Source organism: Pseudomonas vlassakiae, assembly GCF_014269035.2.
Lineage (GTDB): Bacteria > Pseudomonadota > Gammaproteobacteria > Pseudomonadales > Pseudomonadaceae > Aquipseudomonas > Aquipseudomonas vlassakiae.
In genome coordinates this window covers 37,419-62,227 of sequence record NZ_JABWRP020000019.1, presented here as the reverse complement: position 1 = coordinate 62,227, position 24,809 = coordinate 37,419, and the positions used below count along the sequence as shown (strand labels likewise).

At 65.5% G+C, this 24,809-nt stretch carries 19 protein-coding genes; 5 read left to right on the top strand and 14 right to left on the bottom strand.

The window, feature by feature from the left end; all coding sequences use genetic code 11:
- Positions 1 to 4 precede the first annotated feature (4 nt).
- Genes HU738_RS21555 through mnxG form a run of 5 tightly spaced genes read right to left on the bottom strand, consistent with a single transcriptional unit; the run spans position 5 to position 10,801 of the window.
- Positions 5 to 1,669, bottom strand: coding sequence for an ABC transporter substrate-binding protein (locus HU738_RS21555; RefSeq protein ID WP_186602962.1), 1,665 nt, complete (start codon positions 1,667 to 1,669; stop codon positions 5 to 7).
- A gap of 5 nt (positions 1,670 to 1,674) precedes the next feature.
- The gene (locus HU738_RS21550; RefSeq protein WP_420066525.1) at positions 1,675 to 2,310 is read right to left on the bottom strand and encodes an SCO family protein; all 636 of its coding nucleotides are present in this window, start codon (positions 2,308 to 2,310) and stop codon (positions 1,675 to 1,677) included.
- A 23-nt stretch (positions 2,311 to 2,333) separates the two neighbouring features.
- Positions 2,334 to 2,990 (bottom strand): SCO family protein, encoded by a 657-nt coding sequence (locus HU738_RS21545; RefSeq protein WP_186602960.1) that lies wholly within the window; start codon positions 2,988 to 2,990, stop codon positions 2,334 to 2,336.
- Positions 2,987 to 4,972 (bottom strand): cytochrome D1 domain-containing protein, encoded by a 1,986-nt coding sequence (locus tag HU738_RS21540; protein WP_186602959.1) that lies wholly within the window; start codon positions 4,970 to 4,972, stop codon positions 2,987 to 2,989. The genes HU738_RS21545 and HU738_RS21540 overlap by 4 nt, the downstream gene beginning before the upstream one ends.
- A 12-nt stretch (positions 4,973 to 4,984) precedes the next feature.
- Complete coding sequence (mnxG, locus tag HU738_RS21535; RefSeq protein WP_186602958.1) at positions 4,985 to 10,801, bottom strand: manganese-oxidizing multicopper oxidase MnxG; 5,817 nt, start codon at positions 10,799 to 10,801, stop codon at positions 4,985 to 4,987.
- A 420-nt stretch (positions 10,802 to 11,221) separates the two neighbouring features.
- Here mnxG and HU738_RS21530 point away from each other — a divergent pair, with 420 nt between their 5' ends.
- Entirely contained in the window at positions 11,222 to 11,509 is a 288-nt protein-coding gene (locus tag HU738_RS21530; RefSeq protein ID WP_054885289.1) for a hypothetical protein, read from the top strand.
- 84 nt (positions 11,510 to 11,593) lie between these two features.
- Positions 11,594 to 12,208 carry a Yip1 family protein gene (locus HU738_RS21525; protein ID WP_186602957.1) on the top strand — a complete coding sequence of 205 codons (615 nt, stop codon included), beginning with the start codon at positions 11,594 to 11,596 and terminating at the stop codon, positions 12,206 to 12,208.
- Positions 12,209 to 12,226: 18 nt separating this feature from the next.
- On the opposite strand, the gene HU738_RS21520 is transcribed toward HU738_RS21525, so the two are convergent.
- From HU738_RS21520 to HU738_RS21500, 5 genes are all read right to left on the bottom strand, one after another.
- Entirely contained in the window at positions 12,227 to 12,487 is a 261-nt protein-coding gene (locus HU738_RS21520) for a DUF1652 domain-containing protein (protein WP_054885291.1), read from the bottom strand.
- Between the two features lie 215 nt (positions 12,488 to 12,702).
- On the bottom strand, positions 12,703 to 13,614 hold the full coding sequence (locus HU738_RS21515) for a DNA-3-methyladenine glycosylase family protein (RefSeq protein WP_186602956.1): 912 nt from the start codon (positions 13,612 to 13,614) through the stop codon (positions 12,703 to 12,705).
- A 138-nt stretch (positions 13,615 to 13,752) separates the two neighbouring features.
- Positions 13,753 to 14,640: a pirin family protein gene (locus HU738_RS21510; protein ID WP_186602955.1), complete on the bottom strand. Its 888-nt coding sequence runs from the start codon at positions 14,638 to 14,640 to the stop codon at positions 13,753 to 13,755.
- Positions 14,641 to 14,736: 96 nt separating this feature from the next.
- Positions 14,737 to 15,612: an alpha/beta fold hydrolase gene (locus HU738_RS21505; protein ID WP_186602954.1), complete on the bottom strand. Its 876-nt coding sequence runs from the start codon at positions 15,610 to 15,612 to the stop codon at positions 14,737 to 14,739.
- Positions 15,613 to 15,633: 21 nt separating this feature from the next.
- A complete protein-coding gene (locus tag HU738_RS21500; protein ID WP_189660613.1) occupies positions 15,634 to 16,254 on the bottom strand; it encodes a LysE family translocator in 621 nt (206 codons plus the stop codon).
- Positions 16,255 to 16,401: 147 nt separating this feature from the next.
- On the opposite strand from HU738_RS21500, the gene HU738_RS21495 reads away from it, so the two are divergent.
- Positions 16,402 to 16,881, top strand: coding sequence for a GNAT family N-acetyltransferase (locus HU738_RS21495; protein WP_186602953.1), 480 nt, complete (start codon positions 16,402 to 16,404; stop codon positions 16,879 to 16,881).
- Positions 16,882 to 16,896: 15 nt separating this feature from the next.
- On the opposite strand, the gene HU738_RS21490 is transcribed toward HU738_RS21495, so the two are convergent.
- The 4 genes from HU738_RS21490 to HU738_RS21475 are packed head-to-tail and all read right to left on the bottom strand — an operon-like array spanning position 16,897 to position 22,437.
- On the bottom strand, positions 16,897 to 17,826 hold the full coding sequence (locus tag HU738_RS21490) for an aliphatic sulfonate ABC transporter substrate-binding protein (protein ID WP_186602952.1): 930 nt from the start codon (positions 17,824 to 17,826) through the stop codon (positions 16,897 to 16,899).
- Between the two features lie 3 nt (positions 17,827 to 17,829).
- Positions 17,830 to 18,873: an L-glyceraldehyde 3-phosphate reductase gene (gene mgrA, locus HU738_RS21485; RefSeq protein WP_176510044.1), complete on the bottom strand. Its 1,044-nt coding sequence runs from the start codon at positions 18,871 to 18,873 to the stop codon at positions 17,830 to 17,832.
- Between the two features lie 8 nt (positions 18,874 to 18,881).
- Entirely contained in the window at positions 18,882 to 20,204 is a 1,323-nt protein-coding gene (locus HU738_RS21480) for an LLM class flavin-dependent oxidoreductase (protein WP_186602951.1), read from the bottom strand.
- Between the two features lie 28 nt (positions 20,205 to 20,232).
- Entirely contained in the window at positions 20,233 to 22,437 is a 2,205-nt protein-coding gene (locus HU738_RS21475; RefSeq protein WP_186602950.1) for a TonB-dependent receptor, read from the bottom strand.
- A gap of 257 nt (positions 22,438 to 22,694) precedes the next feature.
- Between HU738_RS21475 and HU738_RS21470 the strand changes: the two genes are divergently transcribed.
- A complete protein-coding gene (locus HU738_RS21470; protein ID WP_186602949.1) occupies positions 22,695 to 23,741 on the top strand; it encodes a LacI family DNA-binding transcriptional regulator in 1,047 nt (348 codons plus the stop codon).
- A 108-nt stretch (positions 23,742 to 23,849) separates the two neighbouring features.
- On the top strand, positions 23,850 to 24,782 hold the full coding sequence (locus tag HU738_RS21465; RefSeq protein ID WP_186602948.1) for a LysR family transcriptional regulator: 933 nt from the start codon (positions 23,850 to 23,852) through the stop codon (positions 24,780 to 24,782).
- Positions 24,783 to 24,809: the final 27 nt, after the last annotated feature.

The window sequence follows — 24,809 nt, the reverse complement described above, 5'->3', positions numbered from 1 at the left end:
CCGTTCAAGGGCTGTCCGGCAACGGCCGGTACGCGGCGACGGCGCTGAAGCGCGGCCCAGGCAGCGCCACCGCGACGACATGGGCGCCAGCCATACCTTGGCGCCTGCCGGGGCCGAAGCCCAGCGCCGGGGTCAGGCCGGTATCGACATCGTGCAGGCGCTCCAGGGCGCCCACCAGCCGTTCGCGGCTGGCCTCGCGCCCCATCTGCTTCAGGGCTTCCGACAGCAGTTTGAGGGCACACAGGGCGTTGACCTGCAGCGACACCTGGCGCGGGTCGAGGCCCTGGCGCTGTTGCAGGCCAGCCAGGGTCGCCATGCCCTGCTCGGTCCAGTCATCGGGCAAGAACGGATAAGCCAGGAACAGCCGTTGCGACCATTGCGCTGGCACGCTGGCCACCGCTGCCGCCACCTGGCTGGAGGCGGCGAGCAGGTATGGCGCACGCCCTTCGGCGTGCAGCGCCTGGGCTAGCGCGGCGAAGGCCTGGGCGCGGCCGACGAAGACGATGCCCTGGCCATCGACGGCCTGGCCGTCGAAGGCCAGGATCGGTGCGGGCGTCCAGCCTTGCTGGAGCAGGCGTTGGCGCACCTGCTCGGCCAGTGCCGCCTGATCGTTGCCGGCATACACCACGCGCAAGCCATCTGGCGGCAAGCCGAGGGCGCCCTTGGCGTGGGCTGCCAGGCTCAGCAATTGGCTGGCGACATCCGGCAGCGGGTCGAAAATCAGGGGGCTGCCGCCGCTGCGTGGCGTGCTGCCGATCAGCGGCACGCCCCGTTGTTCGAGCAGTGTCGGCAGTTGCTGATCGAGCATGGGCACCAGCGGGGTGATCAAGGTGAACACCTGCTCCTGGTCCAGCAGGCGCTGCAAGGCGCGCTCGGCACTGGCCGGGTCGGTGCCGGCATCGGCGACCACCAGCTCCAGGCGTCGGCCATGAATGCCGCCCTGCTGGTTGATCTGAGCCAGGCCATCCTCCAGCACGGCACGCACCACATGCCCGGCTTCAGCCAGTGGGCCACGGGCGGGGAGCAAGGTGCCCAGGCGCAGCACGCCTGCTTCCACCCCGGGGTCACGTTCATCGCCCAGGCGTTTGAGGTAAGCCGTGAGGTTGCGCTGGTCAGCCAGGGTCAATTCGAAGCGCGGCATGGCGGGGTCCAGTCGCTGCCCCGCGGGGTCGACGCCGTGCTGGATGGCGCGGGCCAGCGTGCCGTCGCGGTAGGCCGGGTAGCGGCGACCGTTGCTTTGTCGCTCGCCCTGCCCGAGCGCCAGGCGTTGCCAGTCGAGGCTGGGTGGCTGTACCCCGCCTTCGGCGCGCCCACGCCCGTCAAGCCCGTGGCAGCTGGCGCAGGGCAGCACGCTGGCGGGTACGCTCATGTCGCTGGCGCCGACCCGAGCCATCAGCTGTGCGTCGCTGCTCGAGACCCCGTACCGGTACAAGCGTTTGCCGGCTTGTTCAGTCGGCGTAAGGTCGAGTGCCTGGGTTGCACCGCAAGGCGCAAGGAAAACACTGAGTGCCAACAGCAATGAACAGGTTATGCGAAACCCTGTGGGAGCGGCCTTGCGTCGCGAAAGGGGCGCGCAGCGGCCCCCGTTTTCAGCGTCAACGCAGCAATCCCCGGGGTTGCTGCGCAGCCCTTTCGCGACGCAAGGCCGCTCCCACAAAAACCGAGCCATGGCTGCTATCGCCCAGCCAGCGGTTGCGCCAGCAGCTGCATGCGCTGGGCAATGGCGGCCGCGGGTGCATCCGGGCGGATCTTGCTCCAGCGCTTGCCGGCCACGTCACCGGCAATCAGCTGGGTCGAATGCTGCTCGGGGCTGGGCAGGAACTGGCCGATGCGCCCCAGCACCAGGTCGATAGCGGCCTGGTCGCCGGTGAGGAACAGCCAGTTGGCGCTGTCTGCACCTTGCTTCTCGGCGAAGGCCTTGAGCGCTGTCGGGGTGTCGTTGAGCGGGTCACTGCTGATCGACACGAAGGTCACCTGGCTGGCCAGCGCTGGCCCCATTGCATCGCGCACCTCACGCAGCTTGCGGGTGATCAGCGGGCAGGCGTCGGTGCAGCGGGTGAAGATCACGTTGAGCATCACCACCTTGTCTTTGAGCACATCGCTGTAGAAGCGCAGTTCGCGGCCGTTCTGGTCCTTGAGCACGGTGTCGGTGAACCAGGCCTGCGCATCGCGGGTGCCTCCACCGCTGGTCATGGCCGGCGGTGCCGATTGCGGGCTGGGCCCCTGTGGCCCATGGCCCTCATGGGCAAACGCTACCGCGCTGAGGATCCACAGCACGGCCACCAGGGCCAGCCAGTCAGTGCTGCGCATCGTGGTGTGGCGGGTTGTGCTGCTCATGGCTGCACCTCACTGCGTTCGGCGATGGCGGTGCTCTTGGCGTGGACGCGGCGAGCACTCAGGCGGTTGATTTCCTCGACCAGCACGGCCGGGTCGGTGAAGCCGTAGTAGCGGGTCCAGTGGCCCGTGCGGCCGTCACCCACCAGAATCAGCGGCGGATGCTGGCTGAGGTCGGCACTGAAGCTGCCGAGGCCCTTGAGGGTTTCGGTGACTGCATACTGCGAGCCGGTCAGCCAGCTCCAGCCCGGGCCATGCTGGAAGGCTTTGGCGTAGCTCTGCAGGCGCTTGGCGTCGTCACGTTGCGGGTCGACGCTGATCGACACCAGCTGGATCTCCTCGCCCACCCGCCCCCCCAGCTGTTGCTGGACCTTGCCCATGATCGACGACACCACCGGGCACACCGTGGTGCAGCTGGTGTAGATGAAGCCCATGATCACCAGGCGCTCGCCCACCAGGTCGTGCTCCAGGCGCACCGGCATGCCGTCCTGGTTGAGCAGCGGGACATCGGCAAAGCGCACGCTGGCCTTTTCCTGCTGCGCCATCGGCGGCGGCCCGGCGTGGCCTTGGTGGTCATGGCCGGCATGGGCCAGCGCCAGGTTGCTGGCCAATGCCAGGCTCAGGGCAAGCAGCCGGAAACAATGCTTGGCGTTCATCGCACATGCCTCACTTCGGTCTGGGAAGCGGTAGCCGCTGCGGCTGGCAGCACGCGCAGGCTGGTGTAGTTTTCTTCGGCGAACGTGCGCCCGAGCGATGGCGATTGCACATGCAGGTACCAGGCGCCGGCTTCGGGCAAGGTCAGCGCCGCCTGGTACACGCCCTCACCCACCTCTTCGAGCGGCAGGTTGCGCGGCAGCGAAGACGGCGCCAGGAAGTAGCGCAGGGTCAGGTCGCCCAGGCCCACCCGTGGCCGGCCGTCGTCGCCGACGATGCGCACCTTGGCGGTGAATTGCGTTTGCTGCGCCATGGGCTGGTCGAGGCCGATGAACTCGGCATGCGCCCCCCGGCGCTCGCTCGCCGCCGGCGCGGCGGCCACCTCGGTGCTGAAACAGTGGATGATCTGCGGCTGGTTGAGCAAAAAGGCCACATCGAACCTGCCCGCCGCCGGCATCTTCACCGTCGAGCCATACACGCCCGGTGCCAGCTCACGCAGGCTGCGGTCGATGACCAGGGTCGCGCGGGCCTGGTGGCCACGGTTGTTGTAGCCGGACATCGGGGCGTTCATGCCCTCGGCGTAGAAGTAGGTGGTGTTGTCCACCGGGTTGACCACGAATACCGAGTTGTCGTCACGCGACACCGCCAACCCTTGGGCCAGTGGCAGGTCGCCGGCCTGGCGGGGCGCCGCGGGGCCGGCTTCGAAACCCTGCACGATCGGCTGGCGCCCTTCGCCCAGGCTGCTCAGGTTGATCATGCTGACCTTGGGCGAGGCCAGGCCGCGGATGTAGGCATAGCCTTTGGTGAAGGTCAGCTGGTACGGTTCGGCCGCCACCGGAACCCGATGGATCAGCTTGTCGGTACTGGCATCGATCACCAGCGCCTGGTTGTCCAGGGTGTTGAGCACGATGCCATAGCGGCCATCACCGCTGAAGCGCATCGGCCCAAGGCCTTGCTCGGCCTTGACGATATGGCGCAGCTGATGGCTGCTGGCATCGATCACCCGCACCGTGCCCTCTTCGCCGTCGGTGACGTAGACCGCCTGGGACAAAGCCGAATACGCCACCGACAGCGGGTGCGGGCCGACCTCCAGGGTTTTCACCAGGCGCATCCGGGGGATGTCGATGATGCTCAGCGTGCCGCCGTCGCGGTTGCTGACAAAGGCGTAGCGTGAGTCGGCGCTGAAGGCGATTTCATGGTGCCCGGAGCCGGTGGCGAATGACTTCAGGGTACTGCGCGCGGGAACGTCGATCACCGTGACACCGCCTTTGGCCGGGTCGCTACTGTTGTTGCCGACCCACAGCCGGTGCTGATCCGGCTGCAGGGCCACGCGCACCGGTGACTCACCGGCTTCCAGGGTGGCCACGCGGGTGAAGGTCTCGGTATCGATGACTGCCACCTGGCCACGTTCCGGCATCGACACGAAGACCTGCTTGTCGTCGCCGGTGGCCGTCCAGTCCATTGGCCGGCCCGGCAGGTCGATGCGCGCCAGGGTACTGGTGATGCCGCCCACCGACACGGTCGGATCGATCACGGTCAGGCTGGCGTCCTTGTTCAGCACCAGCAGAAAGTAGCTGTTCAGGTCGAGCAACGGGCGTGCACCGATGCTGCTCTTGAGGAACAAGGCAACACGGGCCTTGCAGCTCTGGTCGCGGTTGCCGCCGTCTGCCGGTGCCGACTGTGCCGGGTCGATCCAGGCCCCCGGCGCCATGCCCGACAGCGGCTGGCCGCTGGCCTGGTCGGTGACCTTGAAGCGGATGTTGGCGAAGCCCCCTTCACGCAAGTCGCCGCCGGCCAATGGCCGCGCCTCGAACTCCACCGTCACGCCATCGCGGCTGAGCCGGTGCAGGGCCTGCGGGTCGGCGGGCTGCTGCAGCAGTTCGCGCGGGTCGCACCAGAGCTTTTCGTACGCCATGCCCAGGCCGATCAGCGCCGCCCCCATGACCAGGCCCATGTAGGCAGAGCGAATATGCTTGTTGTTCATCTTCGCGCTCCCTTACTGGCCCACGGCGGTTGCCGGCGGCAGTTCATTGGTCACCCGCAGGATGCCCCACAGCCCCGAGAGGTTGCCGTAGGCGGCATAGTCGCGGAACAGGTAGTCGCCGGGCACTGCGTTGGCGCCACCGGCACTGGGCAGCATGAAGCTGAAGTGCGCGGCGGGCAGCACGCTCTCCTGGGCGCCGATGTACATGGCCATCGGGTTGAGGCCGAAGCGCACCGAGCCGATGCCTGGCTGGTTCATCGGGTAGCCGTCGAGGTCATTCTTCTCGGCCTGGTAGCTGTGCAGCGGCCAGATGTGCCCGTCCAGCTGGTAGACCATGCCGCGACTGCCACCGCTGGGCATGACGATGTGGTTGCGCACCGGCTGGCCTGGCTTGGCGTACAGCACCGGGGTCAGCGGGTCGCCACCGACCAGGGCGTTGGCGTAGGCCATGTGAGCGTTGGGCACATCGGCGAAACCCAGGCCGTTGGCGTGGCCGAACGGCGAGTCCGGGGCCATGCCGAAGCGCAGCCACAGCGGTTCGGTGCGGTAGTTGACGGCCATGTTGCCGTTGTCCTGCGGGTCGCCCGCCGCACCATTACCTTCGGCATTGATGCCTTCCACCGGGCGACCATCGGCCCAGCGCATGTTCAGCGCGCGCTGCCAGACCGTGACGAAGTCGCGGTAGTCCGGCTGGCCAGTGACCTTTACCGTGGCCTGGGCGCGAGTGGCCGTGTCTTCGCTCCAGGTGGCGGTCTGCGGCAGGACACTCATGGCACCGACCAGGCCCTTCTGCGGTTGCTTGATGAAGTCCGACGGGGTCAGGTTGAGGCCGCCGAACTCGATCGCCGTGGTGTTGATGTTGTCCACCGTGCGGCCCAGTTGCAGCACTGGCTTGCCTTCACGCTCCAGGTGGCCGGCGTAGTACTGGTACACCTTGCTCGGGTAGGCGCCACTGTTGCCGACCCGGGGCGGTACGGTCTGCACCGGGTTGAGGCCGACGTTGGCACCATCGGACCTGGTGATGTCATAGGCCAGCAACTGGGCGTGCAGGCCGACATGGCTGGACGGGCGCATCAGGTTGTTGGCAAAGGCGGTGGCGCCTTCGCTGTCGAACCGGTCACGCTTGACCACGTTGTGCATCACCGCGGTGCTGGGCAAGTCCGGCATCACCTCGGGCAAGCGGTTCTCCAGGGTGATGCTGATGCAGTCGCCAGCGTTGGCCCGCAGGATCAGCGGCTCCACAGGCACGCCGGCTTTCAGCTTGCCGGTGCTGGCATCGAGGTCGGCCTTGCGCACGTACAGGATGGCCGTCGGGTCGTGCAGCGGCGCACTGTGGCCACCGATGCTGAACGGCATGCCGTCCTCGGGATCGACACCGCTCACCAGCGGGATGCTGGTCTTGCGGTTGTTGAACACCAGGGTGCCGCCATTGGCCTTGAGCGGCCCGCCGACATGCTGGCCGATACCGGCGATATCGTTGATGGCGACGCCGTTGCGGTTGTCGAGGATGTCGTTGGCCAGCGCGGCGACGATCTCGTAGCTGCGCTTGACGGTGGCGCGGGTGCCGATGCCGTTGGGGTTGGCCGTGGTTTTCGGGCAGATACCGTCGAAGTTCACGGTGTTGCGCATGGCCACCGGCTGCGGGTTGTTCGGCAGCGGGAACAGGTCGGCACGCTGGGTGGTGTAGTTGCGCATGATGCCCCAGATGCCGTTCCAGTAGCCTTCCAGCGCTGCGTCCAGCGAATACAGGTAGTCACCATTGGTGGCGGCGGAACTGGAAATCATCGACACCGGAGCCAGGAAGCCAAGCTGCTCGGAGATGCCGATCATCTGCGATGACTTCCACCCCGAGTTGGAGCTGTTGCCGAAACCGGAGCCATTCTGCAGCCATTTCACGCCGTGCAGCGTCACGTTGTGCTCCTCTTCATGGCCGCCGGCATGCATGCGCAGGCGCACGTTGTCGCCGCTGTAGGTGCGCAGCATCGGCGTGAACGGGTCGCCCGGCTCGCTGCCGCCCCGGTTGATGTGCGGTGGGAACAGCGTGGTGCCACCGGTTGGGCCGACCGCCGAGGTGATCGCCGAAGGCGCCAGGTTCAGCGCCGGTATGGCACGGTCGGTGCGGGTCTGCAGCGCGTAGCTGAGGTCACCGCCAAGGCCCTCGGCCTGCATGCCGCGCTTGCCGTCCGGGCCGACCTTGTTCGGGTCGAACACGCGCAGGGCCAGCGGTTCGTTACGGTAGTTGACGACGAACATGCCGGGGTCATCCACCGAGATCGCCTGCGGGCATGGCCGGCTCGGGCAACCCGGCGTGATGCCCCCACGTTCCTCGACGATGGCTTCCAGCAGGTTCGACGCCTTGCCGCGTACCGGCGGGTTGATGGCGTAACGGAAGCTGTCGCCAGTGGCCGGGAACGACTGGGCATTGGGGATGCCATCCGGGCCGGCGCCAACGTACACCCCCGCCTCGTAGGCATGCTGGAAGTCGCTGTACTCCAGGAAGAACTCGCGGTAGCTGTCGTTCTTGCCGTCACCGTCGTTGTCGCCGGTGTGGATCACCGCTTGCCACGAGGTCGGGCCGCCATCCTGGCGGGTGGCCGGGTTGTACAGCTTCTCGCCAGTCTCGGCGTGGTACCAGGTGGAACCGGCCGGCTCGGCCAGCACGGTGGCGTACAGCCCGAGTTGCTGGTGGGTCGATGGGCCGAGGTGGTCGTGGGTGAAGATGGTGCCCAGGCCACGGTCGACGTTGAACACGTTGACCAGCGGGTCGGCGAACCAGCGCTGCATGGCGGTGCGCGCGCCCAGCCAGTCGGCCCGGCCGAAGCGGCCGAAGTACGGGTGCTGCCTGGCTTTCGGGCAGGCAGCGGTGCCGTCGCGAGGGTCGCCCTCGGTGCAGTTGTTGAAGGCACGGATGGCCTGCACGCGCTCGACCACACTGCCGGGCGAGAGGATGCCGTCTTCGTAGTTCCAGCCATTGGCCGAACCGTCGGCAGCGGTCAGGTCCCACTTGGGCAGGTGGATGTGCTGGCCGATCACGTCGGTCGGGGTGCGCACCTGGTAGTCGTCCATTTCATAGAACGACGGGATCAGGTTGGTGTGCTGGTACATCGTGCAGTCGAAGGTGTTCATGCGCATCACCAGTGGCTCTGGCGGGCGCTGCTTGGTGATCACCGGCCAGGCGTCTTCCCACAGGGCGATGATGCGCGCCTGCGGGAAGTGGTAGCCGACCTTGTTGTACACCGCGTCGAACTGGATGTTGGCGCCCTTGTAGATGCGCGGGCGATCGGCAGTGAAGGCAGACGCGCCACGGAAGTTGATACCGCTCAGGCTTTCGCCGCTGAAGAATTCGCCCGCGCCCGAAGACTGGGTCAGGCGTTTGCCGCGGTCATCCATGCACGGCTCGTAGAAGGGGGCGCCTGCGGTTGGCAGCGCGCCGTTGGTGCGGAACGCCTTGGGCACCGGCTGGCTGCCAGGGACCAGCGCGTAGCTGGGGTGCTCGGCTGCCGCATGGAACTGCATGGCGGCCTGCTCGACGTCGGTGCCCTCCTCCGGCAGGTAGATCGGCTTGGCCCGGTGCACCACCTTGGAAAAATCCAGTTTGGTGGTGGTGGTAACGGCTTCGCCGCCAGCGGATACACCGTCCAGCGCATGGCGCCCGAGTCCACCGTCCCAGCCATCGACCTGGTTGGGGTCGAGGTTGGCCCACAGGGCTTTGCCGCTGTCCTTGAGCTGCCGGGCCAGGGTCGGGTCGAGCATGTCCAGAGGCGGGGTCGGCGGGCGGTTGCCAACGCTGCTTTCCATGCCGCCGATCCAGAACGGGTAGCCCGGGTTCTTCAGCGTACCGTCGGCATTGCGGTTGGCCTCGCTGCGGTCGACCAGGGCCAGCGAGCCGATCGCCTTGGCAGCGCCAGGCGGCTGGGCGTGGTCATCGTCGTTGGCGACCACCTGCTCGGCAGCGAGCTTGGGCACCACCACCACCTTGCCAGGCATCGGCGCCATGGCCTTGCCTGGCAACGGCACGATGGCCGGGATTGGCGTGCCGGCAACGATCTCGCCGTCTGGCAGTGCCCGGGCGCCTGGCGCTGGCTTGCCGCTGCGCAGTGCGAACGGCGTGCTGTGGAAGCCGTTCTCGCCCTGCCCGCTGACATCCAGCCGGGTGCCTTCCTCGAACACGTCATGCACCCGCCACATGGCCCACATGCCTTGGGCGAAATGCGGGTAGAAATGGCAATGATAGATGGCATCGCCGGCCACCCGGTTGCGGTTGCCCGAGCCACCGTTGGCGATCTCATAGGTGTAGCCGACGCCGGCACCGATACCCTGGGCATCGATGTAGTCGGAATTGTCGTCGTTGGGGTTGAACAGCCACTGGTGCCCGTGCAAGTGGAAGATGTGCTGCTCGTGACCGTTGTGGGTGTTGCGGAACTTGGTGAAGTCACCGATATAGCTATGGTGCACATTGGCCGGTTCCGCCGGGTACAGGGCCATGCTGGCCTTCACCCCGGTGGCACTGGCCGGCGGCACTTCGCCGGGGCGGATATGTTCGAGGCCGACGTTGGCCGGCACATCGACCAGGGTGCCAATATCGCCCACGGTGTGCGCACTGAGGAAGAACTCTTCGTAGGCGCACGACAGGCAGTCATGCATCGGCCCCACGCCGAGACGGTTGGCAACCACCTCGGCGCCCATGCCACCGGAGCCGTAGTTGATCATGAACGCGTCGCGTGCCGGTTCCAGTACATGCCCCATCACCGGGTCCGCCCAGTAACCGGGGAAGGCCTGGGTGCCGGCCACCTCATCGGCGAACTGCGAGGCGAAGTCGCGGAACGCTTCGAGCCGGTTGGGCAGCGCCGGGTTGCGCTTGCCGATGCTTTCCAGTGGGTAGGTGGACTTTGGGAAGCTGCCATCAGGGTTGGGGCCCATGACGATGGCGTCGGTTTCGCTGCTGAGGATCTGGTTGCCGTCGATCATCGCGATGATCGGCTTGCCGGCCTTGCCCTCGGTGATCCAGGGCTCGCGCTGTGGGTAGCGGGCCTCGTAGTCGATCACCGGCTGGCCAGCGGCGGTGCGGCCGGTGGTGGCCAGGCGCATTTCTTCTTCGGTCAGGGTGTTGCGGTAGGTTCGCCCACCTTTGGGGACCACCACCACCTGGCCGAACAAGCCGTTGGCGACGTTGCCGGCAGCCCCTTCGCCGCCAAAGGTGGCGGCCTTGCTGGTAGCGACGAAGGCCCCTTCGCGTTCGGCAAACAAGGTGTAGCTGCGGGTGCTGCCGGGGCTGACCAGGAAGTTGCCGTTGCGGCCGGTGTTGGCAGAGATGTCGGCGATGCTGTTGACCGCCTGCATGCCGTTGACCTGGAAGCCGACCATGCGCTCGGCGACTTGCTCGTCGGCGACGAAGCCTTCGGCAGCCGGGTCTTTCGGCAGTTCGACGCCTTCGACGTGTTCCGCCTCGATGCCATGCTTGTTGGGGTTGGCCCGGTAGTCGAGCAGGTTGGTGAGGTTGACCGTGAGGCAGTCCCCGGCGGCCACGCGCAGCACGATCGGCCGTGGGCGCTTGTCAGGGCGCAGGGTCACCTTGCCCGGCACCGCGGCACCGCCCTTGCTCAGCGGAACCTGACGCTCGTCCACCACATCCTCGCGCAGGGCGAAGATCATGCCGTTGGCGTTCTGCGCGCCCAGGCGGTTGAACATCAGCGGCTGATCCAGGGCCACCACGTTGGCCACCAGCGTGCGCTGGCACTGCACGGCAGCCTCACTGTCGCCGGACGCTTCCCAGCCAAACAAGGCCAGGACCAGTGATGTCAGGACGGGGCCTTTGGACGGGGTCGACATGCTGCACCTCCGGGACACAGAAACACTGCAGAGAGGGCAGCAAGGTGTGTGCCATAAGGAAATAGCGTGCTATTTCAGTCAGTTAGTAATGGAAACGGACCCATTTGGGGAGGATCCCCCATGGAAATTCCCCGAATCGGGGGGATGATATGCATTGTCGTTTCGGAAGATGGCAGCGGGGCTTTTTCGGGCAGGCGTGAACGCAGATGATCCCCTGCAAGCGGCTGACTGACGACGCACCGCGCCACGCGGCCCTTCGTCGGCCCACTGCAAAAAAACCGTGAAAACCCATGAAACAAGTTGAACATACAGCTGCGGTAGGCTTCCAAAAGATGATACGTGCCATCCTTTTGCCAGGAGCCTGCCGCCAATGCCTAACCCGTCTTCCCTGCTGTGCCAGCGCCCAGGAGCCCTGCGGCCATGAAGATGCCCGGCCGTGCGCCCAATTCCAGCCTGCAACTCGACTACGTCCGTGACACCCTGTTCGGCCCGGTCGCCCTGAGCGTGGAATGCCAGTGCCAGCTCGCCCCTCTCAATCTGCAGGGCCGCCCTGGCCTGCGCCTGCATATCTGTCCACCCTTGCCAGACAAGGTCGAGCGCGCCCACAGTGTGGCGTTCGTATGGGACGGGCGGAGCTATCATGGCGTGGTCCGCGATCAAGGCAAGTGCGGCGATGGCGGCTTGAACCTGCTGCTGGAACTGCAATAAGCCGATCAACGGCCACGCGTCAGGATGAACCTGATACAAGCGGCGGATCTCCATAACTACAAGGCTTGCCTTCTGGAGAACGCCATGAACAGCCCGTTGCTCAAACTCTTCACGCGCCCCTCCGACGCCTGGATCGACATCCGCCGCGCCGAAGAAGATCATCCGCAGCAATACCTGCCGCGCCTGTTGGCGCTGGCCCTGATCCCTGCCCTGTGCCTGTTCGTCGGTACCACCACCTTCGGCTGGAGCCTGGCCGCAGAGGACCGCGTACGCTTGAGCATGGCCAGCGCCGCGCAACTGGCCGGGCTGCTGTACGCCACCACGGTGGTCGGGGTGATGCTGATGGGGGTGATGATCCGTTGGATGTCGCGCGGTTTCGATGCGCAACCGACGCTCAACCAATGCATCGGCTTTGCCGCCTACTGCGCTACGCCGTGGTTCTTCGCCGGCGTCGTTGGCCTGGTGCCGGTCCGCTGGCTGGCACTGCTGGCGCTGGTCGCCGCGTCAGCCTACGCCACGGTGTTGCTGTACGGCGGCTTGCAGACCTTCCTGCGCCTGCGCAAAGAGCAGGCCATGCTGTTTGCCAGCTGCGTGTGGGGGGTGGGGTTGCTGTTGCTGGTGACCATCCTGGTATCGATGATCCTGTTCTGGAGCCACGGGCTGATGCCCGAATACGTGCGCCCGGCCAGCCTCGGCTGACCGGTACGCATCGGGTGCTCAGGCGATGGCCCTGAGTGCCGCCGGGTGGCTGTCCCGCAGGGTGTGCAACTGACCGACAAGATTCACCAGGTCGCGACAACTGTTCAAGCTCTGCAATGAGACCCCGGAGAGGGTCACGCCCTCCTCCAGGCTTTGCCCCTGACCCAGGCGAATGGTCAGGGTGGTGCCGTCCGGGCAGCTGACTTCGCAGCGGTCGGGCAGGCAAGCCTGCTCGATGATCTGCCGCATTTCCAGCATCGAAACTCCTATCAACGACATAGTACGACCCTCTCTGTACTGGATGGCCTGTTGTGTGTGAGTACGCCTTTGGCAGGCAGGGTGCCAATTGATATTGCGCATGCCCAAGCGGCCGTCCATGCGCCGGGGCAATGATCATGCGGGGAATCCCTTAGCACCTTAGTGGAAGAACGGCGGGGAGCACTGCTCGTTCGATCGAATGCTGGCAGTTCGCGACAGGCGGTCGCTGAGGATGCCTAAGTGTCAGCCAGGGACGCCCACAGATGCTGCGCGGCATAGGCACGCCAGGGGCGCCAGGCCTGGGCGCGTTCGGCCAGTCGGCTGTCAGGGCCTTCCAGTAGGCGCAAGGCCTTGGCCAGCGCCACATCGCCCAACGGCAATGCATCGCTGGCGCCGGCCTGGCGCAGTGCCAGGTACTGGGCACTCCAGGGGCCGATCCCTTTCAGCCGGCAGAGCTCGGCCACCAGCGGCTCCAGCGCCTGGCCGTTACGCAGCAATCCGGTTTGTTCCTTCAGCGCACGCGCCAGCGTTCCGAGGGTGGCAGCACGTGCGCGAGGCATGCCCATGTTTTCCAGGTCGGCAGCGGCGAGCACGTCCGCCGTCGGGAACACATGCGTCAGGCCGGCGGCCGGAACACGCAACGGCTGGCCGTGGCGCACCACCAGGCGCCCTGCCAGGGTCATGGCGCCCGCCACGCTGATCTGCTGACCGAGCACCGTGCGCATGGCCTGCTCACAGGCGTCCCAGCCTTGCGGAACGCGCAGGCCTGGGCGTACGGCGAGCAGCCTGGCCATCAACGGGTCGCGGGACAGCTCGGCGGCGATGCGCGCCGGGTCGGCGTCCAGGTCGAAGAAACGACGGATACGGGCGATCAGGAAAGGGACGGCTGAGGCAGGCACACCGCTGAGCTGGATGTACAGGCGGTTGCCACTGGCAGGCCTGGCTTCGAGTACAGCGTGTTGGCCAGCCACGGAGAGACTGCGGCGATAGAGGCCATTACTGAAGGTCTCAACACCGGGAATGCAGCGGGCGGCCAGGAAGGCCTGGGTCGATGGCCAGTGATAGGGCGTAGGGTAACGCAGCCACAGCGTGTGCTGGCGGCAGGCAGTGAGTGAGCGCTGAACGGCGTGCAGTCGGGACTGTGGCATCACTGCATCATGCCAAGGTTTGCCGGAGTTTGTACCGGCCTCTTCGCGGGTAAACCCGCTCCCACAGGATCGTCACCGCCTTGAGCGGAGTGAGCATTCCGCGGAGCGGGTTTACCCGCGAGAGGCCGATTCAGGCAGTCAATGATCCAGGCCAGCACCCTCGTCCGCCATCTGCCCGAAGCGCCCGGCGTGGAAGTCATCGAACGACTCGGCAATCTCTGCCTGGCTGTTCATCACGAACGGGCCATAGCCTACGATCGGCTCATCGATCGGCTCACCGCTGAGCAACAGCAGACTGGTGCCTTCGAGCGCCTCGATCGCCACATCCTCGCCAGCGCGCTCCAACAGCACCAGGCTGGCCGGGCCGGCTTCGCGCTCGCCGTTGACGCGTACGCTACCGCGCAGCACCACCAGAGCGGCATTGTGGCCGTCGGCGATCGGCAATTGCAGGCTGGCACCCGCCTTCAGGCGCATGTCCCAAACATCCATCGGGGTAAATGTCCGCGCCGGGCCTGCGTGGGCCTGATAGCTACCCGCGATGACCCGCAGGCTGCCGGCGTCACCCTCCAGTTGCACCACCGGAATGTCCTTGGCCAGCAGCGTCTGGTACCCCGCCGCCGCACGCTTGTCACGCGCCGGCAGGTTGACCCAGAGCTGCACCATCTCCAGCGAACCACCACTGCGGGCAAAGGCCGGTGAATGGAACTCTTCGTGGATGATGCCATTGGCAGCGGTCATCCACTGCACGTCACCGGGACCGATCAGGCCACCGGCGCCGGTCGAGTCGCGGTGCTCCAGTTCGCCCTGATAGACGATGGTCACGGTCTCGAAACCACGGTGCGGGTGCTGGCCGACACCGCGTCGCGCGCTGGTCGGGCTGAAGTCGTACGGGCCGGCATAGTCGAGCAGCAGGAACGGGCTGATCTTGCTGGCCAGGTTGTCATACGTGAACAGGCTGCGCACCGGGAAGCCATCACCCACCCAATGGACGTGAGGGCTGCGGTGGATACCCAGGATCTGTTTCATGAGAAGTCTCCTCTCTTGGCTGGGTTAACCTTACCAATGAGGCCAATAAGCCGGTAGCCAGTTGAAATGGCACTCATCGTTCCACGAACAGAACAATCATTCTGCTTTCAGGTAGTCCAACACCTGTTGTGCAGCCATGGCCGGGTCCTCCTGCATGAAGCAGTGCCCGCCAGGTACCTGGCGGGCGCTGACTGCAGGGTTGAGGCGGGCCAGGCGCTGCACCGAATGCGGCACGAAGGGATAGGTGTCTTCGCCGTAAAGGACCAACGTGGGCACCTGGAGGGAAGCCAGCTGCGCCCACATGCGCGACGGGAACGAGCTGAAAATCTCCACTTCGCGGCTGGGCCGACACTTGAGCACCACCCCCTCGCCGCAGTCCCCGATCGCGTGCTCGACATACGCTTGCAGCGCCGCGTCGGTCCAGCCCTTGAAGATGCCACGCCCATGCAGCGAGGCCCGCGCCGCGTCCCGGTCTGGCCAATGGCTGCGTCGGCTGGCAGCCTTGCGCGCCAAGGCATGCCGGCGGTGCAGGCCGAGCAGTGCAGCGGCGCCCATCACGCCGATCATGCGCCGGCTGAAGAGCACCGGGTCGAGCAGTACGGCACGGGCAAACAAGCCCGGCTGGCTGGCCAGCATCAACCCGGTCAGCACGCCACCGAAGCTATGCCCCACGGCGTACCGGGGAACCTCGCCATATTCACCGCGGCCGGCCTCGAAGGCCTCTACCGCCAGCGCGGCGGTACGGTTCCAACCACGGAAGGCCCCACCATGGTCGCTGTCACCATGGCCCTGGACATCGCAGAGCCACAGATCGAAATCTTCGCTCAGGCTCATCAGCAAAGGCTGGTAGGCCAGGCAGCAGAAGCCGTTGCCGTGCAGGAAGTGCAGCAAGGGCTTGCCACTGGCTGGCGAGCGCCAGCCACGCAGGGTGAAGCCTTCGGCGCTGTCAAAGGACCAGGGAATCAACTGCATCGGTTTGCTGTACTCATCGCGTCATGAAAACGCCGATTCTACAAACAGCAGCGGGTACAGTGATATCACCAGCAGCAAGGCCATCAGGACATTGAACAGCATCAGCCAGCGCGGGTTCTGCAGCAGGTTGCGCAGGGCGCTGCCGAACATCACCCAGACACCGACGCTGGGCAGGTTGACCAAGGCGAACAACGCGGCGATGACGATCACATTCATCACGTAGCCCTGGGCGGGCGTGTAGGTAGTGATTGCCCCGACCGCCATCACCCAGGCCTTGGGGTTGACCCACTGGAATGCCGCCGCCCCCCAGAACCCCAACGGCTTGCGCGCGCTCGGCGAGTCAGCGCCAAGCGGCCCTGAAGTGGCGATCTTCCAGGCCAGGTACAACAAGTAGGCCGCACCGGTGTAACGCAACACGGTGTACAGCACTGGCCAGGCCTTGAACACCTCACCCAGGCCCAGGCCCACGGCCAGCACCATGACCATGAAGCCGACGCTGATGCCCATGGCATGCGGGATCGAACGGCGCACGCCGAAGTTCACGCCCGAGGCCAGCAGCATGGTGTTGTTAGGCCCAGGAGTGATCGAGGACACGAAGGCAAACAGCACGAAGGCGGTCAGCAGGTCGGCAGAGGCAAGCATGGCAGGCACTCCAGAAGTATTGCAGGAGCTGTCACACTAACGGAGTCGCCTTACCCTGCGACCGGTACAGCTGCATTAAATTATGCACATACACATTACTGTACCGTTCACCAAGCGCACCCTCAGCCAAGCACAAGGAAGCCCTGCATGAGCTTGACCATCCGCCCCGCCGTTCGCGCCGATGCCGCGCAGATTCTCGCCTACATCACCGAGCTGGCGGACTACGAGCGCGCCCGTCACGAAGTGGTCGCCACCCTGGCCGATATCGAGCACAGCCTGTTCGATGAGGGCAGCACCGTGCACAGCCTGATCTGCGAGCGCGATGGCCAGGCCATCGGCTTTGCCGTGTACTTCTACAGCTACTCGACCTGGCAAGGCCGCAACGGCATTTACCTGGAAGACCTGTACATCACCCCTGAACAACGTGGCGGCGGCGCAGGTCGGGATGTGCTGCGGCACATCGCTCGCGAAGCCGTGGCCAAAGGGTGCGGACGCTTCGAGTGGAGCGTGCTGGACTGGAACGAGCCCGCGATCGGTTTCTACCGATCGCTGGGCGCCGAACCGCAAGCGGAGTGGGTGCGCTACCGGCTGGAGGGCGACAGGTTGTTGCAGTTCGCCCAGGGCTGAGCTTCGGTCAGCACGTCAATCCTGACGCCAGACCGCACCGGCAATGTCGACCCGCTTGGGCAACAGCCGGTTCTCGTAGAACAGCTGCGCCGTGCGCTGCTGCGCGGCGACGATGTCCTCGCTCACCGGTATCAACGGCGATGCCGGCCGATGGCTGAAACTGCGCCGTACCACCTCCTCCGGCAGCCCCATGAACTGCGCCAGTACACGGATGCTGCCGGCCTCGTCAGTGCGCGTCAGCGCCTCAGCCTCGGAGATCTGCGCCAGCAAGCGCTTGATGAAATCGCCATTGGCTTCGACATAACCACGCGCCCCCAGCATGAATGGCCCGATCAACCCCAACCCCTCGCCATCCGCCAGCAGCCGTGCCTTGCCTTCCAGATCGATGGCCGAATAGTACGGGTCCCAGATCGCCCAGGCATCGATGCTGCCACGCTCGAAGGCTGCCCTGGCGTCAGCGGGCGCCAGGTACACCGGTTGCACGTCGCGCATGCTCAAGCCCACGCTGGCCAGGCTGCGCAACAGCAGGTTGTGGGCGCTGGAGCCCTTCTGCAGGGCGACACGCTTGCCTTTGAGCTCAGCCAGCGAAATGATCGGGCTGCTTTTGGGTACCAGAATGACTTCGGCCTTCGGCTTTGCAGGTTCGGCGCCGATGTACAGCAGGTCTGCACCTGCGGCCTGGGCGAAGATCGGCGGAATGTCCCCGGTGGAACCGATATCGAGGCTGCCAATGTTCAGCGCTTCGAGCATCTGTGGCCCCGCCGGGAACTCGATCCACTGCACATGCGTATTGGCGAACCGCTGTTCCAGCAGCCGGTGCTGCTTGGCCAGCACCAGGCTGATCGAGCCTTTCTGATAGCCGATGCGCAGTGTCGCAGGGTCCGCGGCATGAACGGCACCCGCCAGCGCCAGCAGCACGAGCGCGGCAAAGCGTAGTACGCGCATGGCTCACTCCTTCCAGTCGGTCGAGGGCTTTTCCCACAGGTTGATCCCGCCTTCAACGGCATGGCGGTCGATTTCGGCGAGCTCTTCGAGGCTGAATGCCAGGTTGTCGAGTGCTGCGACATTCTCGGTGATCTGCTCCGGCCGGCTGGCACCGATCAGCGCCGAACTCACCCGCGGGTCGCGCAAGGTCCAGGCCAGCGCCAGTTGCGCCAGGCTCTGCCCACGGCGACGGGCAATCTCGTTGAGCGCACGGGCGCGGGCCAGGTTGGCCTCGGACAGGTGCTGCGGCAGCAGCGAGCCGCCACCGGGGCGGTTGACCCGTGCATCAGCGGGAATGCCATCCAGGTACTTGTCGCTGAGCAGCCCCTGGGCCAGTGCGGTGAATACGATGACACCGGCGCCCAACGCCTCGGTGGTGTCCAGCAAGTCCTGCTCGATCCAGCGATTGAACAGGTTGTACGACGGCTGGTGAATCAGCAGCGGGACCTTCAACTCGGCCAACAGCGCGGCGATCTCGCGGGTTTTGTTGGCGGAATAGGAAGAAATGCCGATGTACAGCGCTTTGCCCTGGCGCACGATATCGGCCAGGGCGATCGCGGTTTCCTCCAGCGGCGTTTCGGCATCGAAGCGGTGCGAGTAGAAGATGTCCACATAGTCCAGCCCCAGACGCTTGAGGCTCTGGTCAAGGCTGGCGATCAGGTACTTGCGTGAGCTGCCGCCCTGGCCGTAAGGCCCCGGCCACATATCCCAGCCGGCTTTGCTGGAAATGATCAGTTCGTCACGGTAGCTGCGCAGGTCTTCTCGCAGAAGGCGGCCGAAGTTGCGCTCGGCACTGCCATAGGGCGGGCCGTAATTGTTGGCCAGGTCGAAATGGGTAATGCCGGCATCGAAAGCCGTGCGCAGCAAGGCACGCTGGGTGTCGATCGGCGTCGCATCGCCGAAGTTGTGCCACAGGCCCAGGGACAGGGCCGGCAACACCAGGCCGCTGCGGCCGACGCGACGGTAGGGAATGCGCGCGTAGCGCTCAGGGTTGGCGATGTAGCTCATGCGTGACCTCACTCGGCAAAATAGGGATTGACGGGCCGCTGCAGGCCCAAGTGCTCGCGCAGGGTGTGGCCCTGATACTGGCGGCGGAACAGGCCCCGGCGCTGCAACTCGGGCACCACCAGGCTGGCGAAATCTTCGAGCCCCTGCGGCAGGTGCGGGACCAGCACATTGAAGCCGTCGGCCGCGTGGCCTTCGAACCAGGCCTGCAGCGCATCGGCGATCTGCGTCGGCGTACCGATCAGGCTGTAGTGCCCTCGCCCGCCAGCGATGCGCCGTCCCAGCTCGGCGAGGGTCAACTGCTCCTGCCCCGCCAGTTCGGTCAGCAGTCGCTGGCGGCTGCGCTGGCCATCTTCAGTCAGTGGCAGTGCCGGTAGCGGGCCGTCCAGCGGGTAGCCGGACAGGTCGAAGTTGCCGAGCATGCGGCCGAGCAAGGCAACCCCCACACGGGGGTCAACCAGGTCCTGAAACTGCTGGTACTTGGCCTGGGCTTCGGCGGCACTGCGGCCGACCACGACGAACACGCCCGGCATGATCTTCAGTTCATCGTCGCTACGCCCGTAGCGGGCCAGGCGCCCCTTGAGGTCGGCATAAAACGCCTGGGCGCTGGCCAGGCTGGGCTGCGCGGTGAACACCACTTCGGCACTTTCGGCCGCCAGCTCGCGACCGGCTTCGGACGACCCGGCCTGGACCAGCACCGGTCGGCCCTGAGGTGAGCGAGCCACGTTGAGCGGACCGCGAACCCGAAAGTGCGCACCCGCATGGTCGATGCTGCGCACGGCCTGCGGCCGGTGAAACTCGCCGCTGGCCTTGTCCCGGACGAAGGCGTCATCCGCCCAGCTGTCCCACAAGCCCTGCACCACCTGCTGGAACTCGCGGGCCCGGGCGTAACGCTCGGCATGGGGAATATGCGCATCGCGGCCGAAGTTGCCGGCCTCGGCGGCGGCGTCGGAGGTCACCAGGTTCCAGCCGGCACGGCCGCCCGAGAGATGATCGAGCGAGGCGTACTTGCGTGCCACATGGTAGGGCTCGTTGTAACTGGTGGTGGACGTGGCGATCAGGCCAATGCGCTCGGTCACCATGCTCAGCGCCGAGAGCAGGGTCAAGGGTTCGAAATGGACTGATCGGGCGCTGCGGCTGGCCAGCGCATCGCTGGGGGCGGCAACGCTGTCGGCGACGAACAGTGCGTCGAAGCAGGCCGCTTCAGCGATTTGCGCAGTACGCCGGTAGCTGGCGAAATCCAGCGGGTCGGCGGGCACGTCCGGGTGACGCCAGGCGGCGACATGGTGCCCGGTGGCCATGAGAAAGGCCCCCAGGCTCATTTGACGACTCATGCTCTGTCTCCTTGCAGTGCTCGCACAGTCAGAAATCCTTGCGCAGCTGAACGCCGAAATAACGCCCGTCATCACGCGGCACGGCCCGGTAGATATAGTCGCCGCCACTGGCCAGCATCTGCGCGTAGGACTTGTCACCCAGGTTCTTGCCCAGCAACGCCACGCGCCAGCCGTCGTTGTAGTCGGCCAGGGCGATGCTGGCGTTCCAGATGCCATAAGCGCCCTGCACGGTGTCCGGGTTCTGGTCCAGGCTGAACTGCACCGAGTCCTGCCAGCTGTAGTCGCTGGCCAGCTCCACATCCAGGCCGTTCTCCAGCGGGATCACGTAATCGGCGCGCACATAGGTCTTCCAGTCCGGGGTGAACGGCAGGCGGCCGCCGTCGATGTTGCAATTGGCCGCCGCCCCGACCGGGCAGTTGAAATGATCGACCCGCGCCTTGGTGTAGGCCGCAGCGGCGGAGAACTTGAGCTGACGGGTAGCCTGGAAGCTGGCATCGAGCTCGACGCCCTGGGTCTTGACCTTGCCGGCGTTGACCAGGCGGGTCACCACCTGGTTGGCCACGGTGTCGAAGAAGTTGGCCTGGTAGTTATCGTAATCGGTGTGGAACACCGCCAGGTTGGCCATCAGGCGGTTATCCAGCGCGGTGCCTTTCAGGCCGACCTCGTAGGCGTCGGATGTTTCCGGCTTGAGCGCCTGGGTATCACGCGGTTGCATGTTGAAGAACACGTTGTACGCCGGCCCCTTGTAGCCGCGCGAATAGGTGACGTAGCCGGTGAGGTTGTCGTTGAAGTCGTACTGCAGGCCGGTACGGCCACTCCAGCCGTCTTCGTCCACCGAGCCGGAACTGGCGGTCGACGGCTGGATGCCGGTGACCGCCGTGGCTGAAGTCGATACGCGACGGTGGTCGTACTCGAGGTCATCATGGGTCCAGCGCAAGCCGAAGATGGCGCGCAAATCGTCGGTGAAGTTGAAGGTGTTTTCACCAAACAGCGCGACGCTGTCGTTGGTCGTCGAGTAATCCGCCCTGCCCGTGTTGGCCACCCCGCCGTTGACCGAAAGCCGCTGATAGGTCTCGTTGGAGGTGCCGTGCATGTAGAAGGCGCCCAGCACGTACTCATTGAACTGCCCCTTGGGCGACGTCAGGCGAAACTCCTGGCTGTACTGGTCATAGTCCACGGTGCCTTTGTCGTGGGAGGCCGTGACCGGCAGCACAGCGCGACGGTCACCATCCTGGTACTGGGTGTTGTCCCAGCCACGCCAGGCGCTGATTGAGGTGAGCGTGTAGTCGCCCAGCTGCCAATCGAGCTGTGCCGACAGGCCCTGGTTCTCGTCTTCGACGTGGGTCTTGAAGTCACTGTTGATGTCGCGGTTGTGCGCGCTGGGGACAACCGGGCGCAACTGGTTGGCGATGGCCGTGCTGGCGCTGGTGATCACCCCACTGGGCAAGCTGTCCTCGCCTTTCATGTAGTCGGCGATCAGTGTCAGGCGCAGGTCATCGCCGGGCTCGAACTCCAGCTTGCCGCGGGCGCCCTTGCGTTGGTAGCCATTGACGTCGTGGCCATTGGCGACGTTTTCGACATTGCCGTCGTAGTCGCCCCACAAGGTGCTCAACGAGCCTTTTAACTGCTCGTTCAGGCGGCCACCGATGCCGAAGCGCAGGCGGTTTTCGTCACCACCGCCGAAGTGCGAATAATCCACGTAGCCTTGAGTCTGTTCAGGGATGGCCTTGCTGACCACGTTCAGCACACCCGCCGAAGCATTCTTGCCAAACAGCGTACCCTGCGGGCCGCGCAGTACTTCGATACGCTCCAGGTCGAGCAGGTCGAGGGTGGACTGACCAGGGCGGCCGAACACGACGCCATCGACCACGGTCGCCACGGTCGGCTCGACGCCGGGCGAGGTGGAAATGGTCCCCACCCCGCGAATGAACAACGAGGTGTCCTTGTTCGACGCGCCGGCGCGGTAATTGAGCGTGGGTACCTGCTGAACGATGCTGGCGACGTTGTTGCGATTGTCGCGTTCGAGCTGTTCGCCATCGATCACCGAAACGGCCACCGGCACCTCCTGCAAGGTCGACTCGCGGCGGGTGGCGGTCACGGTCACCGCGTCCAGCGACGTGGCCTGCGGCGCGGGTTCGGCCGCTTGCGTGGGTTGGCCGATGGCAGCCAGCAATACAGCGGCGGCCAGTGGTTGGCGTTGCTTGAACGGGAATGCCTTGCGGTGTTTGTGCATGATGCGACTGCCTTGAAAGACCAGACCATGGCCCGCACGGGGCCGACACGGGTATTGCTGTGGGTGTCTGGTCTCGCTCGTGCGAGTGGCAGGCGCTTGCCAACAGCCGCGCTTGTTAGCGCTAACATCAACAAGTATCAGAGGCCCATGCTTAGCAGGTCAAATACTTAAAAATACGATTTATATTCCATAAAGCTATTTGCCATATCGGCCTTCGTTAGCGCTACCATCGCGGCATTTCCCATCGAGGCCAGCCTGTGAGCCAAGCCAAGGAACCCACCCGCAAGCGCCGTGGCGCGGGCCGTGTCACGCTCGCGGACGTGGCGCGGGCCGCCAACGTGTCGGCCATCAGCGTGTCGCGCTACTTCAACCAGCCCGGGCAGGTATCCCCACCCCTGCGCGAACGCATCGAGGCCGCGGTACAAGCGCTAGGTTATGTGCCCAACCTGGTGGCGGGAGGCCTCGCCTCTGCCCGTGGCCGAATCGTCGGCATGGTCATTCCGAACATTTCCGGGCCGATATTCGCCCAGACCATCCAGGCCTTCAGCGACACCTTGACCCGGCATGGCTACCAGCTATTGCTGGCGTCCAGCTATTTCAGCGAGGCCCAGGAAGAAAGCGCCGTGCGGGCCTTTCTCGGCTGGTCGCCGGCAGCGCTGGTGGTGACCAGCCATTTCCACAGCCCGGCCACCGAAAAGATGCTCACCGAGGCCGAAGTACCGGTGGTGGAGATCTGGGACTATCGCCCGGAACGGTCGCCGCTGCAGGTTGGCTTCCGCCATCACCAGGTGGGTGTGCAGGCGTGCCGCTATCTGCTGGGCAAGGGCCACCGGCGCATAGCCTTCGTGCAGAACAGCGCGGCGGGTGACCTCAGCGCGCTGGAGCGGCGCGATGGCTATATCGAAGCACTGCGTGAAGCCGGGCTCGAGCCTTGGGTGTTCGTGCCGTCGACTGACTGCGCGCCGTTTGAAGCCGGCAAGCAGGCGATGCAGGCGCTGATCCGTCGCGACCCTCGTCCTGAGGCGATCATCTTCGCCAACGACAACCTGGCCGCCGGCGCACTCCTGGCCGGCCAACGTGCCGGGCTGCGCTTGCCCGAGGACATGGCCATCGTCGGTTTTGGCGACTACCCCTTCGCCGAGATGCTGTTACCCAGCCTGACCACCTTGCGGCCCCCATCGCGGCAAATTGGCGAATTGGCAGCCATGCGGGTGTTGCAGCATCTGGGATGCGTGGCCCATGAGGGTGAAGTGGAACGCTTGAACCTGCTGCAATGCGAATTGATTACCCGGGAAAGCGCATGATCCGGTAACGGCAGCTGCGGCTGCAGGGCACCGAGCACAAGCCTGACGCAGCAGGCACGTTACACTAACGCCCAACCCTCATTCCCTCTGCCTTCGTCAGGAGCCCCCTTGGAACTCAGGCAACTGCGCTACTTCATCAAGATCATCGAGCACGGCAGCCTTGGCCGCGCCGCGCTCGAACTGGAGGTCGGCGTCTCTGCCCTGAGCCAGCAGATCGCCAAGCTTGAAAGCGAGCTTTGCACCCGCCTGCTCAACCGCAGCAGCACAGGTGTCACGCCCACCAGCGCCGGCATGGCGTTTCTGCACCATGCCCAACTCAGCCTGCGCCAGGCCGAGAACGCCATCCTGGCCGCCCACCGTGGGCGCATGAGCGGCTACGTCACCGTCGGCCTGCCACCGACCACTGCGACCGTGCTCGCGCTGCCGCTGATCAGTGCCATGCGCGAGCGCTACCCCGACATCCAGCTGCACCTGGTTGAGATGCTCTCCGGGCACCTCGCCGCGCAGCTCAACGCCCGCCAGATCGACCTTGCGATCCTGTTCCAGCTCGAGGGTGGCAAACGCTGGAGCGTGACGCCGCTGCTGGATGAAAAGCTATTCGTCATCAGCCCGCCACAGCTGGCCCATGCGCCGGTAAACAGTGTGCAACTGGCCGACCTGGGCCAGCTGCCGCTGGTCATGCCCAGTGTCCAGCATGGGCTGCGCTCGACCCTGATGACCGCATTCGAACGCTCCGGCCTGGTGCCCAACATCATCATGGAAGTCGATGGCCTGGCCGTGCTGATGAACGCCGTGCGTGCGGGCCATGCCGCGACCATCCAGCCCGGAGCCGCAGCGGCGCTCAGCGGTGAAAGCGGGCTGCGGGTCGCGCAGATCAGCGACGCCCACGTTGGCCGGCGCAACCTGCTGGCGACCCTGGCGGAGGATGAGCTGTCCCCTGCCGCGCTGGCCGCACGACGGGTGATCATCGACGTTGCTCACCAGCTGGTCAGCCAGCGGCAATGGCCAGGGGCGACCTGGATCGAAGAGGCCAGCCTTTAGTAAAACTGAACACCTCATGCCGTAACC